16 protein-coding genes are annotated in these 14,733 nt (G+C 71.5%); 15 read left to right on the top strand and 1 reads right to left on the bottom strand.

What is annotated here, in order from left to right; all coding sequences use genetic code 11:
- Positions 1-107 precede the first annotated feature (107 nt).
- Entirely contained in the window at positions 108-761 is a 654-nt protein-coding gene (locus ACO07H_RS13430) for a BON domain-containing protein (protein ID WP_422014906.1), read from the bottom strand.
- A gap of 328 nt (positions 762-1,089) precedes the next feature.
- On the opposite strand from ACO07H_RS13430, the gene ACO07H_RS13425 reads away from it, so the two are divergent.
- The 15 genes from ACO07H_RS13425 (at position 1,090) to ACO07H_RS13355 (ending at position 14,696) form a co-directional block, all read left to right on the top strand.
- Positions 1,090-1,509 carry a hypothetical protein gene (locus ACO07H_RS13425; RefSeq protein ID WP_422014904.1) on the top strand — a complete coding sequence of 140 codons (420 nt, stop codon included), beginning with the start codon at positions 1,090-1,092 and terminating at the stop codon, positions 1,507-1,509.
- Between the two features lie 125 nt (positions 1,510-1,634).
- Positions 1,635-2,840 carry an efflux RND transporter periplasmic adaptor subunit gene (locus ACO07H_RS13420; protein ID WP_422014902.1) on the top strand — a complete coding sequence of 402 codons (1,206 nt, stop codon included), beginning with the start codon at positions 1,635-1,637 and terminating at the stop codon, positions 2,838-2,840.
- A gap of 4 nt (positions 2,841-2,844) precedes the next feature.
- On the top strand, positions 2,845-4,101 hold the full coding sequence (locus ACO07H_RS13415) for an ABC transporter permease (protein ID WP_422014900.1): 1,257 nt from the start codon (positions 2,845-2,847) through the stop codon (positions 4,099-4,101).
- A gap of 16 nt (positions 4,102-4,117) precedes the next feature.
- A complete protein-coding gene (locus ACO07H_RS13410; protein WP_422018639.1) occupies positions 4,118-4,780 on the top strand; it encodes an ABC transporter ATP-binding protein in 663 nt (220 codons plus the stop codon).
- Positions 4,781-4,786: 6 nt separating this feature from the next.
- Complete coding sequence (gene mgtA / locus ACO07H_RS13405) at positions 4,787-7,567, top strand: magnesium-translocating P-type ATPase (RefSeq protein ID WP_422014898.1); 2,781 nt, start codon at positions 4,787-4,789, stop codon at positions 7,565-7,567.
- A gap of 44 nt (positions 7,568-7,611) precedes the next feature.
- Positions 7,612-8,598 carry a DnaJ C-terminal domain-containing protein gene (locus tag ACO07H_RS13400; RefSeq protein ID WP_422014896.1) on the top strand — a complete coding sequence of 329 codons (987 nt, stop codon included), beginning with the start codon at positions 7,612-7,614 and terminating at the stop codon, positions 8,596-8,598.
- Positions 8,591-8,899 (top strand): chaperone modulator CbpM, encoded by a 309-nt coding sequence (locus ACO07H_RS13395; RefSeq protein ID WP_422014894.1) that lies wholly within the window; start codon positions 8,591-8,593, stop codon positions 8,897-8,899. The genes ACO07H_RS13400 and ACO07H_RS13395 overlap by 8 nt, the downstream gene beginning before the upstream one ends.
- Positions 8,896-9,003 carry a cation-transporting P-type ATPase gene (locus ACO07H_RS13390; RefSeq protein WP_422014892.1) on the top strand — a complete coding sequence of 36 codons (108 nt, stop codon included), beginning with the start codon at positions 8,896-8,898 and terminating at the stop codon, positions 9,001-9,003. Before ACO07H_RS13395 ends, ACO07H_RS13390 begins: the two co-directional genes overlap by 4 nt.
- Positions 9,000-9,458: a hypothetical protein gene (locus ACO07H_RS13385; protein WP_422014890.1), complete on the top strand. Its 459-nt coding sequence runs from the start codon at positions 9,000-9,002 to the stop codon at positions 9,456-9,458. Before ACO07H_RS13390 ends, ACO07H_RS13385 begins: the two co-directional genes overlap by 4 nt.
- Positions 9,459-9,495: 37 nt before the next feature.
- Complete coding sequence (locus ACO07H_RS13380) at positions 9,496-9,666, top strand: cation transporting ATPase C-terminal domain-containing protein (RefSeq protein WP_422014888.1); 171 nt, start codon at positions 9,496-9,498, stop codon at positions 9,664-9,666.
- 166 nt (positions 9,667-9,832) lie between these two features.
- Positions 9,833-10,930 (top strand): Acg family FMN-binding oxidoreductase, encoded by a 1,098-nt coding sequence (locus tag ACO07H_RS13375; RefSeq protein WP_422014886.1) that lies wholly within the window; start codon positions 9,833-9,835, stop codon positions 10,928-10,930.
- Positions 10,931-10,959: 29 nt separating this feature from the next.
- Positions 10,960-11,838: a DUF6920 family protein gene (locus ACO07H_RS13370; protein ID WP_422014884.1), complete on the top strand. Its 879-nt coding sequence runs from the start codon at positions 10,960-10,962 to the stop codon at positions 11,836-11,838.
- Between the two features lie 156 nt (positions 11,839-11,994).
- Entirely contained in the window at positions 11,995-12,681 is a 687-nt protein-coding gene (locus ACO07H_RS13365; RefSeq protein WP_422014882.1) for a PRC-barrel domain-containing protein, read from the top strand.
- An 85-nt stretch (positions 12,682-12,766) separates the two neighbouring features.
- Positions 12,767-13,468, top strand: coding sequence for a response regulator transcription factor (locus ACO07H_RS13360; RefSeq protein WP_422014880.1), 702 nt, complete (start codon positions 12,767-12,769; stop codon positions 13,466-13,468).
- The gene (locus tag ACO07H_RS13355) at positions 13,458-14,696 is read left to right on the top strand and encodes a sensor histidine kinase (RefSeq protein WP_422014878.1); all 1,239 of its coding nucleotides are present in this window, start codon (positions 13,458-13,460) and stop codon (positions 14,694-14,696) included. The genes ACO07H_RS13360 and ACO07H_RS13355 overlap by 11 nt, the downstream gene beginning before the upstream one ends.
- Positions 14,697-14,733: the final 37 nt, after the last annotated feature.

Raw genomic sequence — 14,733 nt, 5'->3', positions numbered from 1 at the left:
GCGGGACGACCAGCCTGCGCGCGCGCGGCCGGCGGGTCTGTGCGCCCGCCAACATCAGGCCACCGCGGCGCGGCCGGCGTGCCTGATGCCGCGGCGGCGGGGCCGATTCAGCAGACCAGGCTCATCTGGTCCACGACATTGCGCACGCCCGCGCTGCCCCACGCCGAGCGCTTGGCCAGGTCGCGTTCGGCCCAGCTGTGCACATCGCCCGTCAAGGTGATGTCGGCGCCGTTGACGGTCACGACGATGCCCTTCGCATCCGCGACGGCGCGGCGCTTGAGTGCGGCCTCGATGTCCGACTTGACGACGGTCGCGGACAGCGCCGGCCGGATGGCGATCTGGTTGCTGATGCCCGTGACGCCCGACAGGTATCGCAGGCTGTTGGCGGCGTCCTGGCGCTGGAACTGCCACTCCACGTCGCCCGACAGCGTCAGCCAGCCGCCCTCCACCATGACCTTGACGGCGTCGGCGGGCAGGGAGCTCGTCCAGCCCAGGATGTTCTGGGCGGATTGCGCAATGTCGGCATCGCTGCGCTTGCCGAACTCTGGCAACGCGACCGTCATCTCGATGGCCAGCGCCTTGACGCCATGCACGCGCTCGGCGGCCCGTTCGGCATTCCACTTCTCCACGTAGCTGCCGACCTCGCCGGCCAGCGTCACGACGCCGTGCTTCACCTGCACGCCGATCTGTGCGGCATGCACCGAGGGTTCCCACGTCAGCTCCGCCATCACGTCTTGCTGCAGTTGCGCGTCAGTCTTCATGGTCTGGTCCTGGTTGTTGAGGAAGAGGCAGCGTGAGACGTCCGGGCGCTGCAGTCTGTGCGACAGCAGACAGCGGCGGAAGACGCCCTTCGTGTTCGCTGGCGCACGGTCTGGAGCGCGGCTTGTGCCTACGCTCGTCGTGCCGATGCGGCCGATCCGGCCCGCCGGCTGCCTTCACTCACTGGAGCGCTCCATGCCCCGACACCTCCCATCCCCGGCCCTGCTGGCGGGGCCGATCCCACCCGCCGGACCTTGCGGGGTCACGGGGCCAGCCGGCCGCCATGGGGCCGGGGCCTTCGCTGCGCCGGACGGGCGAGGCTTCATCGCGTTGCTGGAGGCATTCAGGTCAACAGGCGGCACCGCGCCCGGCGAGGCCCTGGGCCCATTGCTGCAGGCGCATCGGCCGGGGCATGCGGTCGACCTGGCCAGGCTGCTCGGCACCGGCCAGTTGTTCGCCTTCCCCTGGCGTGCCGGTCTGTGGGTGCCGATGTTCCAGTTCGATGCCGCTGACCTGTCGCCGCGTGCGGGCGCCCAGCGCGTGCGCGCCGAACTGCCGCCGCAATGGACGGGATGGGCCTTGGCGTCCTGGTTCGCCGCAGCGAACGACAGGCTGGACGGCCGCCGTGCGGTGGACGTCATCGACCTGGACCTGGCCGCCGTCATCCGGGCCGCGCAGGGCCAGCCCCCCGCCGGTGAGGCGCCGCGCACAGCCGCCCGGCCGATGCGCGAACTCGCGGCGAGCGTGTGACGCCCGACCCCGCCGCTCCGGTGCCGCCCGGCGGAGCGCCCGCCGCGCCGGCGGCTCCAGCGGCCGCGGCAGTGCCGGCGGCGACGGCCCAGCCCTCGTGGCTGCGCCAGCACCGCAGCGCGGCGATGGCCGCCTTGACCGGCCTGGTCGTGCTGGCCGCCCTGGCGGCGCGCTGGTGGGCAGGGCCGCAGGCGGCGACACAAGGCGTGCTGCGGCGCGACTTCGTGCAGACCGTCGTCGCCAGCGGCCACGTCGAGGCACCGCACCGCCTGGACGTCGGGGCGCTGATCACGGGCACGGTCCTGCTGGTGCCCGTGGCCGAGGGCCAGGCCGTCAGCGCCGGCGACCCGCTGGTGGCGCTCGACGCGTCAGAGTTGAACGCCGCCGCCCGCCAGGCCGACGCGGCGGTCGGGCAGGCCCAGGCGAAGCTGCGGCAGTTGCAGGAAGTGCAGGCGCCGGTCGCCGCGCAGACCTTGCGGCAGGCCCGGGCGAGCCTGGCCAGTGCGCGCACCGCGCTGACGCGCAGCCAGGAACTGTTCGACCAGGGCTTCATTGGCCAGGCCGCGCTGGACGACGCGAGCAAGCTCGTCGAGCTGGCGGACGCCCAGATGCGCTCGACCCAGAAGCAGCTGGAGACCACCGGCGCCACGGGCAGCGATCGCGCGCTGGCGGCGGCCGACCTGAACGGGGCACAGGCCAGCGCGCAGGCGGCCAGGGCGCGGGCAGGCTACGCCTCGATCCGGGCGCCCGTGGCCGGCACGCTGATCGCGCGCAATGTGGAAGTGGGCGATGTGGTCCAGCCGGGCCGGGTGCTGATGACGCTGTCGCCACGCGGCGTCACCCAGCTGGTGGTGCAGATCGACGAGAAGAACCTGGCGCTGCTGGCCCTGGGCCAGGGCGCGCTCGCCTCGGCCGACGCCTACCCCGCGCAGCGCTTCGCCGCACGGCTGGCCTACATCAATCCCGGCGTCAACGCGACCACCGGCGCGGTCGAGGTGAAGCTGGACGTCGCCACCCCGCCGGCCGTGCTGAAGCAAGACATGACGGTCTCGGTGGACATCGAGGTGGCGCGCCGGCCCCAGGCCTTGATCGTCGCTGTCGCCGCCGTGCGCGACGCCGACAGCGCAGCGCCCTGGGTGCTGCGCGTCGACCGCCGGCATGCCGTGCGCACGGCGGTGCAACTGGGGCTGCGCAGCGGCGGCCTGGCCGAAGTGACGAGCGGGCTCGCCGAGGGCGATGCCGTCGTGGTGGCACCGGCCACGCTGGCGCCAGGTGCGCGCATCCGCGCGGTTGCAATGACGCCAGCGCTGCCCGCGTCGGCGCTGCAGTGAGCGCATGGCGATGTTCGGCAACCGCCTGCCCTTCGAATGGATCGTCGCGCTGCGCTTCCTGCGCGAGGGTCGCCTGCAGACGGCGTTCATCATTGCCGGCGTGTCCATCGGCGTGGCGGTGATCGTCTTCATGTCGGCGCTGATGGCGGGCCTGCAGTCCAACTTCATCCGGCGGGTGCTGTCGGCCTCGGCTCACATCGAGCTGCTGCCGCCCAAGCAGGTCTCGCGACCGCTGCGCAACGGCGCGCAGGGCCTGCCCGGCGAGGCCGAGGGCGCCATCGTGCAGGCGCCCTTGCAGCGCCTGAAATCCATCGACCAGTGGCAGGCCGTTGCCACGCTGATCCAGGCCATGCCCGAGGTGCTGGTGGTGGCGCCCATCGCCGCAGGCTCGGCGCTGGCGGTGCGGGGCAGCGCCACGCGCGCCATCACGCTGACAGGCATCGAGCCCGGGTTGTATTTCCGCATCGTCGACCTGGCCGACAAGGTCGTGCGCGGCACGCCCCGGCTGCTGGGCACCGACATCCTGATCGGCACCGAGCTGGCCACCGACCTCGGCGTGGGCGTGGGCGACAAGCTCCGCGTCAACACCGGCGCCGGCGACAGCGCCGTGTCCAGCACGCTGACGATCTGCGGCGTGTTCGACCTGGGCAACAAGGGCGCCAACCTGCGCAGCACCTTCGTCGCGCTGCGCACCGCGCAAAGCCTGCTGGGCCTGCCCGGCGGCGCCAGCAGCCTGGAGGTGACGGTGCGCGACGTCTATGCGGCCGAGACCGTGGCCCAGCAGATCACCGCCGCCACGGGCGTGGAGTCCGACAGCTGGATCACCACCAACGCGCAGTTCTTCACCGCCGTCAGCGCGCAGACCACGGCCAACACCGCGATCCGCTTCTTCGTCGGCCTGTCGGTCGCGTTCGGCATCGCCAGCGTGCTGGCGGTGGTGGTGGTGCAGAAGTCGCGCGAGATCGGCATCCTGCGCGCCATGGGCATCTCGCGTGCCCAGATCCTGCGCCTGTTCCTGCTGCAGGGCGGCCTGCTGGCGCTGAGTGGCGCAGTGCTGGGCAGTGGCATCGGCGCGCTGGGCCTGGTGCTGTGGCAGCGCCTGGCCAAGAACGCCGACGGCACGCCGCTGTTCCCGCTGGTCATGGACCCGGCGCTGTTCGGCGCGGCCTTGCTGCTGGCCACCCTGACGGGTCTGGTGGCGGCCTTCGCGCCGGCACGCAGCGCGGCGCGGCTGGACCCCGTGGTGGCCATCCGTGGCTGACACCGTGGTCGTGCAGATGCGCGGCGTGCGCAAGGCCTACAACCCCGGCACGCCCATCGAGACCGAGGTGCTGCACGGCATCGACCTGACCGTGGTGCAGGGCGAGTTCTGCGCCGTCGTGGGCCCCTCGGGTTCGGGCAAGAGCACGCTGCTGAACATCGTCGGGCTGCTCGACCGGCCCACGGCGGGCACGCTCGAGGTGTGCGGCGAACAGACCACCCGGCTGGACGACCGCGCGCTGACCCGGCTGCGCGGCCACAGCATCGGCTTCGTCTTCCAGTACCACCACCTGATCACGGCGTTCACGGCGCTGGAGAACGTGATGATGCCCATGCTCGGCGCCGCCGAGTTCGCCAACGAGGCCATGCGCGTGCGCGCCTTGGCGCTGATCGCCAGCGTCGGCCTGACGGCCTGGCAGGACAACCTGGCCGGCAACCTCAGCGGCGGGCAGCAGCAGCGCGTGGCCATCGCACGCGCGCTCGCGATGGGGCCGGCGCTGCTGCTGGCCGACGAGCCGACCGGCAACCTGGACACCCGAAGCGCCGACGAGGTGTTCACGCTGCTGCGGCAATTCAACACCGAGCGGGGCACCACGGTGCTGTTCGTGACCCACAACGTCGCGCTGGCGGAGCGCTGCGACAAGACCATCGAGGTGATCGATGGCCGCCTGACCGGTTGAACGCGCATGCGCCAGGCACTCACCCAGAGCTTCAGCACCTTCCTGCGCCGCCGGCGCGCGAAGCGGCATTTCGAGCGCCGGCCGCTGTTGCAGGCGCTGACGGCGGCGCAGCCCGGCCGGCCTGCGGCCAGTCTGGACGCGGGCCTGCTGGCCGCCGCCGCGGGCCAACCCGCGCAGGCGCTGGCGCGGCTGGACGCCCGGCCCGACGGCCTGGACGCCGCCGAGGCCGCCCGGCGCCTGGCCCGTGACGGGCCGAACGAGATCCAGCACGAGGCACCGCTGCCGGGCTGGCTGCGGCTGTGGCGCTGCTACCTGAACCCGTTCAACCTGCTGCTCACGGCGCTGGCCCTGCTGTCGTTCATGAGCGCCGACAGCAAGGCCACGGTCGTGATCGGCGTCATGGTGGCGCTGAGCACCGGCATCCGCTTCGTGCAGGAAGGCCGCGCCCACCGCGCGGCGGAGGGCCTGCGGGCGATGGTGACCAACACCGCCACGGTCATCCGCCGCGCCTCGGCTTCGCCGGCCTCGGCCGCTGGGGTCGCACCACCGCAGCCGCGCGAGATGCCGGTGCGCGAGCTGGTGGCGGGAGACGTGGTGACGCTGTCCGCGGGCGACATGGTCCCGGCCGACTGCCGCGTGCTGAGCGCCCGCGACCTGTTCGTCGCCCAGGCGGCGATGACCGGCGAGTCGCTGCCGGTGGAGAAGTTCCCCCAGGGCGCGGTAGGCGCCCCCGCGACGGCCCTGGACCAGCGCAACCTGGCCTTCATGGGCACCAGCGTCGTCTCTGGCACGGCGACCGCACTGGTGGTGGCCACGGGCGGACGCAGCTATTTCGGCACGCTCGCTGCCCATGCCACCGCCACCGAGACCGCCCCCAACGCGTTCCAGGCCGGCGTCAACAGCGTGAGCTGGCTGCTGATCCGCTTCGCGGCCGTGATGGTGCCCATCGTCTTCCTGGTCAACGGCGCCACCAAGGGCGACTGGCTGCAGGCCTTCCTGTTCGCGCTCTCGGTGGCGGTGGGCCTGACGCCCGAGATGCTGCCGATGATCGTCACCAGCACGCTGGCCAAGGGCGCGGTGCTGCTGTCGCGCAGGAAGGTGGTAGTCAAGCGGCTGGACGCGATCCAGAACTTCGGCGCCATGGACATCCTGTGCACCGACAAGACCGGCACGCTGACGCAGGACCAGATCGCGCTGGCGCGCCACGCCGATGCCTGGGGCCAGGACAGCGCCGAGGTGTTGAACTTCGCCTACCTCAACAGCTTCTACCAGACCGGGCTGAAGAACCTGCTGGACCGCGCGGTGCTGGCGCGCGTGGACGTGGCCGTGGAGCTGCAGCTGAAGGACGCCTACCGCAAGGTGGACGAGATCCCCTTCGACTTCGAGCGCCGGCGCATGTCGGTGGTCGTCGCCGCGCTGGTGGGTGGCCAGGATCAGCACCACGAGCTGATCTGCAAGGGCGCGGTCGAAGAAGTGCTGGCCGCCTGCACGCAGGTGCGCGCCCAGGACCCGGTCGATGCCAGCCTGGACGGCGCACGCGCGATGCCCACGCAGCCGCTGGACGCCGCGCTGCTGGCGCGCACGCAGGCCGTCACGGCCGGCCTGAACGCCGAGGGCCTGCGTGTGGTGGCGGTGGCCGTCAAGACGCTGCCGCCGGGCCAGGCGGCCTACTCGGTGGCCGACGAAGCCGGCCTGACGCTGATCGGCTACGTCGCCTTCCTGGACCCGCCCAAGGAATCCGCCGCGCCGGCGTTGCAGGCGCTGGCGGCGCACGGCATCACCGTCAAGGTGCTGACCGGCGACAACGACCTGGTGACGGCCCAGGTCTGCCGCCAGGTCGGCCTGCCGGCGGATGACATCCTGCTGGGCGCGCAGGTCGAGGCCTTGGGCGACGACGCGTTGAAGGCCGCCGCCGAGGCTCACAACGTCTTCGCCAAGCTCACGCCGCTGCACAAGGAGCGCATCGTGCGCGCGCTGCGCGCCAGCGGCCACGTGGTGGGCTTCATGGGGGACGGCATCAACGACGCCCCGGCGCTGCGCGCGGCCGACATCGGCATCTCGGTGGACAGCGCGGTCGACATCGCCAAGGAGGCGGCCGACATCATCCTGCTCGAAAAAAGCCTGCTGGTGCTGGACGAGGGTGTCGTCGAAGGCCGCAAGACCTTCTGCAACATGCTCAAGTACATCCGCATGACGGCCAGCGGCAACTTCGGCAACGTGCTGAGCGTGCTGGTCGCCAGCGCCTTCCTGCCCTTCCTGCCGATGCTGCCGCTGCAGCTGCTCGTGCAGAACCTGCTGTACGACATCGGCCAGACCGGCATTCCCTTCGACAACGTCGACCCCGAGCTGGTGGCCAGGCCGCTGACCTGGAACCCGTCCGACATCGGCCGCTTCATGCTGTTCTTCGGGCCCATCAGCTCGCTGTTCGACCTCGTCACCTTCGGCGTGATGTGGTGGGTGTTCAGCGCCAACAGCGTCGCCGAGCAGACGCTGTTCCAGTCCGGCTGGTTCGTGGTGGGCCTGCTCACCCAGACGCTGGTGGTGCACATGGTGCGCAGCCCCCGGCTGCCTTTCATCCAAAGCCGCGCATCGGCACCGCTGATGGCGATGACGCTGCTCATCGTCACGGTGGGCCTGTGGCTGCCCAACGGGCCGCTGGCAGGCTATTTCAAGCTGCAGGCCCTGCCGTGGGCGTACTACCCCTGGCTGGGGGCCATCCTGCTGGGCTACTGCACGCTGGTCACGCTGATGAAGCGGGTCTACGTGCGGCGCTACGGCTGGCAATAGCCGCGGGCGACGGCGGCCGGTGACAAGACTTGCGAAAGCGACGAATGGACTTCAAGGACTACTACGCCACGCTGGGCGTCGAGCGCACCGCGACCCACGACGAGATCAAGCGCGCCTACCGCAAGCTGGCGCGCAAGTACCACCCCGACGTCAGCAAGGAGCCCGACGCCGAGGCCCGCTTCAAGGAGATCGCCGAGGCGCACGAGGCCTTGATCGACGCCGAACGCCGCGCCGCCTACGACGACATCGCGCAGCGCCATGCCAGCGGCCAGGGCTTCGAGCCGCCCCCGGGCTGGGACAGCGGCTTCGAGTACAGCGGCCGTGGCGGCGGCATGCCACCCGATGCGGGCGGCTCGCGGGACTTCAGCGACTTCTTCGAGTCGCTGTTCGGCCGCGGTGGCTTCTCTGGTGACGACGGCATGCCGCGCCCCGGCGCCGGGCGCGGGCCGGCGCCGGGGCGCGACCACCATGCCAAGGTGGCCATCGAGCTGCAGGACGCCTACCGCGGTGCGCAACGGATGATCTCGCTGCGCATGCCTGTGGTGGATGCAACGGGCCGCACCGTGCTGCAGGAGCGGCAGCTGCAGGTCGGCATTCCCAAGGGGGTCCGCGAAGGCCAGCATCTGCGGCTGGCGGGCCAGGGGGCCGCGGGCCACGGGGGCGCTTCGGCGGGCGACCTTTACCTGGAGATCCAGATCCTGCCGCACCCGGTGTTCCGGCTGGACGGGGGCGACCTCTTCTTCGACCTGCCCGTGGCGCCCTGGGAGGCCGCACTCGGCGCCACGGTCACCGCGCCCACGCCCGACGGCAGCGTGCAGCTCGGCGTGCCACCGGGCTCGTCGCAAGGCCGCAAGCTGCGCCTGAAAGGCAAGGGCCTGCCGGGCAAGGTGCCGGGCGACCTCTACGCCGTGCTGACGATTGCATGGCCCACACCGGCCAGCGACGCCGACAAGGCGGCCTACGCCGCCCTGGCCAGCGCCTTTGCCGACTACCACCCGCGCGCCGCTCTGGAGGCCCAAGGCCATGGCTGATCTTCATGTCGTGACGCTGGCGGCGGTCGTCGTCGAAGAGCAGTTGTCGTTCACCCTGGCAACGCTCTGCCGGGCCAGTGGCGCCAGCGCTGAGCAGGTTCATGCGCTGGTGGGCGAGAACCTGCTGCGGCCGGCGGGCCCCGGCCCGTCCGAGTGGCGCTTCGGCGGCGACGCGCTGCGGCGCACGCGCCGCGCGCTGCGGCTGGCGCGCGATCTCGAACTGAGCCTGTCCGGCGTCGCGCTGGTGCTGGACCTGCTCGCCGACATCGAGCGCCTGCAGTCGAGGCTGCGACGCCGATGACGGCGCGGCGCCTGCTGCGCGACGGTGCGAACGAACTCCGCGGTGCCGCCCGGGTTTCCGCGTGGCGGCGAGTCCTGTTCCAGTTCCGCCACCCGCTGGCATGACCTCCGAGATGGGCGCGATCGCGACGCTGCTCGATGCCACCGAAGACCAGCCCACGCCGATGCAGACGGAGGTGGCCCACGTCGGGCGGGTGCTCGGGACCGCGGCGATGGTCATCGCCGCGGTCGTCGCGGCGACCATCCTGGCCCTCAGCGACGTGCGCGCCCCGGCCGATGTCGTGCGCGTGCTGCTGGGCGTGGCGCTTGCGGTGGCGATCGTGCCCGAGGGCCTGCCGGCCATCCTGTCGCTGGTGCTGGCACTGGCGCTGGGCGTTCAGCGCATGGCCCGGCGCCATGCCATCGTGAAGAAGCTGGCCTCGGTGGAGACGCTGGGCTCGGCCACCGTCATTGCCACCGACAGGACCGGCACGCTGACCCGCGCCGAGATGACCATCGTCCGTGTGGTCACCGCTTCACGCGCCTGGGCGAGATCCCGTTCACGTCGGACCGCAAGATGATGTCCACCATCGAGGCTGACCACGACTGTGGGGCTGGGTGGTGTCGTCCTCGTTGCTGCAGGTGGCGGTGGTCCACGTCCCGTTCCTGAACCGGGCGTTCGGCACGGCGCCGCTGTCGGCGCCGCAGTGGCTGCGTTGCGTGGCGATGGCCAGCGGTGTGTTCTGGTTCAGCGAGCTTCGAAAGTGGGTGCTGCGCGCCACGGCATGACGGCGGTGCGGCAACGAACAGATGCCGCCCGACCCAGGCAGGAGACTGCGCCATGACGCCAAAGGACGAGACGCCACGATTTCCAGGGTCATGCCATGGCCGACCCGGCGGGCCTGCGCCGCGACCCGTGCCCGGGGCTCTCGGGCGAAGGCCGTTCCTGCTGGGCGTGCCGGCGGCCCTGGGCGGCGCAGCCGCGCTGTCGGCCTGCTCCGCGGCGCCCGATGCCGAGCCCTACGAGACCGTCGCCGCACGGATACGGCGCCCGGCGTTGCCGCTCGTGCCCGAAGGCGCACCTCCCGAGCCGACTTTGGGCGTCGAACGGCTGCGGGAGCTGGTCAGGTTCGCCACGCTGGCCCCGTCCAGCCACAACACGCAATGCTGGCGCTTCGCGCTGGCAGGCGAGGTCCTCACCATCCTGCCTGACCTGCTGCGGCGCTGCCCCGCCGTGGACCCGGACGACCACCATGTCTTCGTCTCCCTCGGCTGCGCCACCGAGAACCTGGCCCATGCAGCGCTGGCGCAAGGCCTGCATGCCGAAGCCCGCTTCGATGCCCGGCGCGACATGCTGCGCGTGACGCTGACGCCCACGCCGGCCCAGACCTCGCCGTTGTGCCAGGCGATCCCCGCGCGGCAATGCACGCGCGGCGACTACGACGGCCAGCCGCCGTCCAGCCAGGCGCTGCAGCTGCTCGAACGTGCGGGCACGTCCGACAGCGTGCGGATGCATGTGTTGACCGGCCGGCAGGCCCTGGAGCGCGTGCTCGCGTGCGTGGTGCAAGGCAACGCCGCGCAGTTGTCGGACGCGGCCTTCGTCGCCGAGCTGAGGTCCTGGCTCCGCTTCAACGGCGCCGATGCCGTGCGCACCCGTGACGGGCTGTTCAGCGTCTGCTCAGGCAGCCCGGCCCTCCCCGCCTGGCTGGGTGCGCTGGCGTTCGAATGGCTGTTCACCGCCAGCGGCGAGAACGACAAGATCGCGCGCCAGGTGCGCAGTTCGGCGGGCATCGCCGTGTTCGTCGGCGCGGCGGCAGACAAGGCGCACTGGATTGAAGTGGGCCGCGCCTACGAGCGCTTCGCGCTGCAGGCCACGGTGCTGGGCGTGCGCAACGCCTTCCTGAACCAGCCGGTGGAAGTGGCCGCCATGCGCCCGGCGTTCGCAGCGGCGCTCGACCTCCCCGGCCAGCGGCCCGACCTGGTGGTGCGCTTCGGCCACGGGGCGACGCTGCCACCGTCGCTGCGCCGGCCGGTCGCGTCGGTCATGGCCTGAAGCACCGGGCCCGCACGCGGCGATTGCACATGCCCTGGCTGCCCTGGTTCGTGTCGACCGCATGCGCGCTGGTGCTGGCGCTGGTGGGCATCACGGCCTTCGGGCAACGCCGCTGGGCCGCGAGGGTGCTGGCCCTTCAGCGCACGCTCGAAGCCGGTCGTGTCGACGCGGGGCCCGCCGCCACGGCGCTGCCGACACGCTATGACGCCCGCGAACTCGATGGCCTGCCGGCGCCGGTGCAGCGCTACTTCCGCACCGTGCTCAAGGACGGGCAACCCATCATCACCGCGGCCTGGATCGACACCGAGGGCAGGTTCAGCCTGTCGCCGACCGCTGCGCAGTGGAAGCCGTTCGCGGCACGGCAGCGGGTCATCACGCGTCGGCCAGGCTTCCTGTGGGACGCGCGCATCTCGATGTTGCCCGGCGTGACCGTGCGCGTGGTCGACAGCTACATCGCCGGCCGCGGCTTGCTGCGTGCTGCCGTCCAGGGCCTGTTCAGCATGGCGGCGCTGCAGGGTGACGGCGAGGTGGCGCGCGGCGAATTCATGCGCTGGTTCGCCGAAGCCGCCTGGTACCCGACCGCCCTGCTGCCGAGCCAGGGCACGCAATGGCAGGCCGTCGATGACCGCTCGGCGCGGGCCACGGCGGCGGACGGGCCGATCCGCTTGACGTTGCTGTTCAGCTTCAACGACGCCGGGCTGATCAGCGCGTTCCGGGCCGAGGCGCGCGGCGCCATGGTGGGCCGGCAGATGGTCATGGCCCCGTGGGAGGGGAGTTGGTCGAACTACCAGGCGCACGACGGTGTGATGGTGCCGTGCACCGGCGAAGTGGCCTGGATGCGGGACGGTGCCCGCAGGCCCTACTTCGTCGGCGCGGTCACGGCGCTGAAGTTCGAGTGTTCGCCATGAACCGCGTCACGCGCTGAGCCAGGCCGCCGACATGCGCCTGTCTGTGGGCCGCCGCGTGCGCCGGCCCACAGACGGGCCGCGCGCCATGCCCTACAACGAGCCCGACCCCACATCCGCCATCAATGCCTTGATGGCCCACTCCCAAAGGTTCAGACCATGACGAAGCAACTCTCCGGCCTAGCCTTCGCGGCGCTCATCGCCGTCGGCGCACTCTGCAGCAACAAACCCGCGGCGGCGCAGGTCGCGGGTGCGACCACCACCGCCGACGTCAGCGTCACCGAATCGACGCAACTGGCGATGGGCTGGAGCGTCAAGAAGACGCTGATGGGCAAGACCCTCTACAACGACGCGGGTGACAAGGTGGGCAAGGTCGAAGACCTCATCATCTCGCCCGACAAGCGCGTGTCCTACGTCATCGTCGGCGCGGGCGGCTTCGTCGGCATCGGCCGGCACGACGTGGCCATTCCGGTCATGCAGATCAAGGATCAGGCCGGCAAGCTCGTGATGCCTGGCGCCACCAAGGCCATGATCAAGGGCATGCCCGAGTTCACGTACGCGGTCAGCACCGGCAACCGCGACGCCTTCGTCGCTGCGGCGGACAAGGACATCGCCAACGGCAGGAATGCGGTCGCCAATCTCGAGAAGAAGGCGGGCGCGGCGGGTGCCGATGCCAAGGCCCGCATCGACGTCGAGATCACGGCCCTTCAGTCGGACCTGAAGTCGGCCGAGACCAGGCTGGCCGAGATGAAGCAGGCCGACGCGGCGCGCTGGCGCGAGTTCGAGGCGGATGTCAGCGCCGCGACGGCCCGCCTGCGCAAGGCGACCGACAAGGCCATGGGCTGACGCGCTTGAAGAGGCCCCAGCGGGAGTTCGACGCAGACGCCCAGCCTGAGCTATCGTGCCGCGTGTTCAGGCACCGGCTGCCCGCATGCGTCTGCTGATCATCGAAGACAACCCCGACATCGTCGCCAACCTCCACGCCTACCTGGAGCCGCTGGGCTATCGACTGGACTACGAGGCCAACGGCAATGCCGGGCTGGCCGCGGCCGCGCGCGGCGTGCATGACGCCATCGTGCTGGACCTGATGCTGCCCGGGCTGGGCGGGCTGGAGCTGTGCCGGCGGTTGCGCCGCGACTGGCATTGCCGCACGCCCGTGCTGATGCTGACGGCGCGCGACACGATTGCCGACAAGGTCAGCGGCTTCGAGAGCGGGGCCGACGACTACCTCGTCAAGCCGTTCTCGATGGCCGAACTCGACGTGCGGCTGAAGGCGCTGGTGCGCCGCAGCCGCGACGGGCACGACGGCGTGCTGCTGCAGGTGGGTGACCTCAGCTTCGACCGCGGGGCGATGAAGGTCTCGCGTGCGGGCAGGACCGTCGAGCTGACACCCAGCGGCTACCGGCTGCTGGCCCGGTTGATGCTCGCGGCGCCCAATCTCGTCAGCCGCGAGGTGCTCACCTACGAGCTGTGGGGCGACTCGCCGCCCGAGAGCGACGCCTTGCGCACCCACATCCACGCGCTGCGCCAGGCCATCGACAAGCCGTTCGCCACCTCGCTGCTGCAGACGCAGGCGGGCCAGGGTTACCGGCTGGATGCCGAAGGCGCACCCGATGGCGACGATGTTCGGTAGCTCGCTGCGCAACCGCATCGTGGCGGCCTATGCGCTGCTGGCGGTGGCGGTGTGCGTGTTCTTCGCGGTGATGGTGTTCTTCGCGCGCCAGCAGATCGAGAAGTACGTCGTCCATCGCCGTCTGGAGACCGTGGCGCAATGGCGGCTGGCCCGCGCCGACACGCCGATGGCCGCCGAGATGACGCCCGAGATCGCCTTCTATCGCGGCCCCACCATGCCGGCTTCGCTGGCGTCACTGCAGCCGGGCTTCCATGAGATCGAGGACCACGAGCAGACGCTGGACGTGCTGGTGGGCCGCACGCCCGGTGGCGAGCGCTACGTGGCGGTCGACCTGGTCAGCGATTTCGAGCGCATCGAGAAGCAGTTGATGGTGGGCCTGGGCCTGTGCATCGCCGCCGCCGCCGTGCTCGCGGCCGTGCTGGCGCGGGCCACGGCGGGCCGGGTGATCTCGCCGGTGACCGGCCTGGCGCAGGCGGTGCGGCAAGGCTCGCTGGCCCCCGGGCAGCTGCTGCTCACGCGCGAGGACGAGATCGGCCAGCTGGCACGCACCTTTGCCGAGCGCACCGACGAGTTGCAGCGGGTGCTGACCCGCGAGCGGCTGTTCACCGGCGACGTGAGCCACGAACTGCGCACGCCGCTGGCGGTGATCCTGGGCGCCGCCGAGGTGCTGCAGTCCCGCATCGGCGCGCATCCGGAACTGCAGGCGGCCGTCGAGCGCATCGAGCGCACGGCGCGCAACACGGCGCACCGCGTGTCGGCGCTGCTGCTGTTGTCGCGCGCACCCGAGGTGCTGGACGCGCCGCGCACCGACCTGCTGCCGCTGGCGCAGCGCGAGGTGGAGCGCTGCGAGCCGCTGCTGTCAGGCAAGCCGGTGCAGTTGCGCCTGGACGCCAGCGAGCCCTGCTGGGCCTTCGTGCGGCCGGAACTGGCCGAGATGATCCTGGGCAACCTGCTGCGCAACGCCTGCCTGTACACCGAGCAGGGCGAGGTGGTGCTGCGGCTGCGGCCGGGGCTGGTGGAAGTGCAGGACAGCGGCCCGGGCCTGCCGCCCAGCGTGCGTGCGCAGTTGTTCGAGCGTTATGTGCGTGGCGTCGAACACCTGGGCGATGGCGGTTCGGGCCTGGGGCTGGCCATCGTCAAGCGCATCGTCGAGCACCTGGGCTGGGACATCCGCTACGAAACGCCGCCGGGAGGCGGCAGCCGCTTCAGCATCCGGCTGGCCGGCTGACGGCCTGCCGTCAGGCCGCCTTCACGCGGCCTTAACG

Origin of the sequence: Roseateles sp. (assembly GCF_965229315.1) — a bacterium.
Taxonomy (GTDB): Bacteria; Pseudomonadota; Gammaproteobacteria; order Burkholderiales; family Burkholderiaceae_C; genus Pelomonas.
This window is presented reverse-complemented; position numbering and strand designations above follow the sequence as displayed.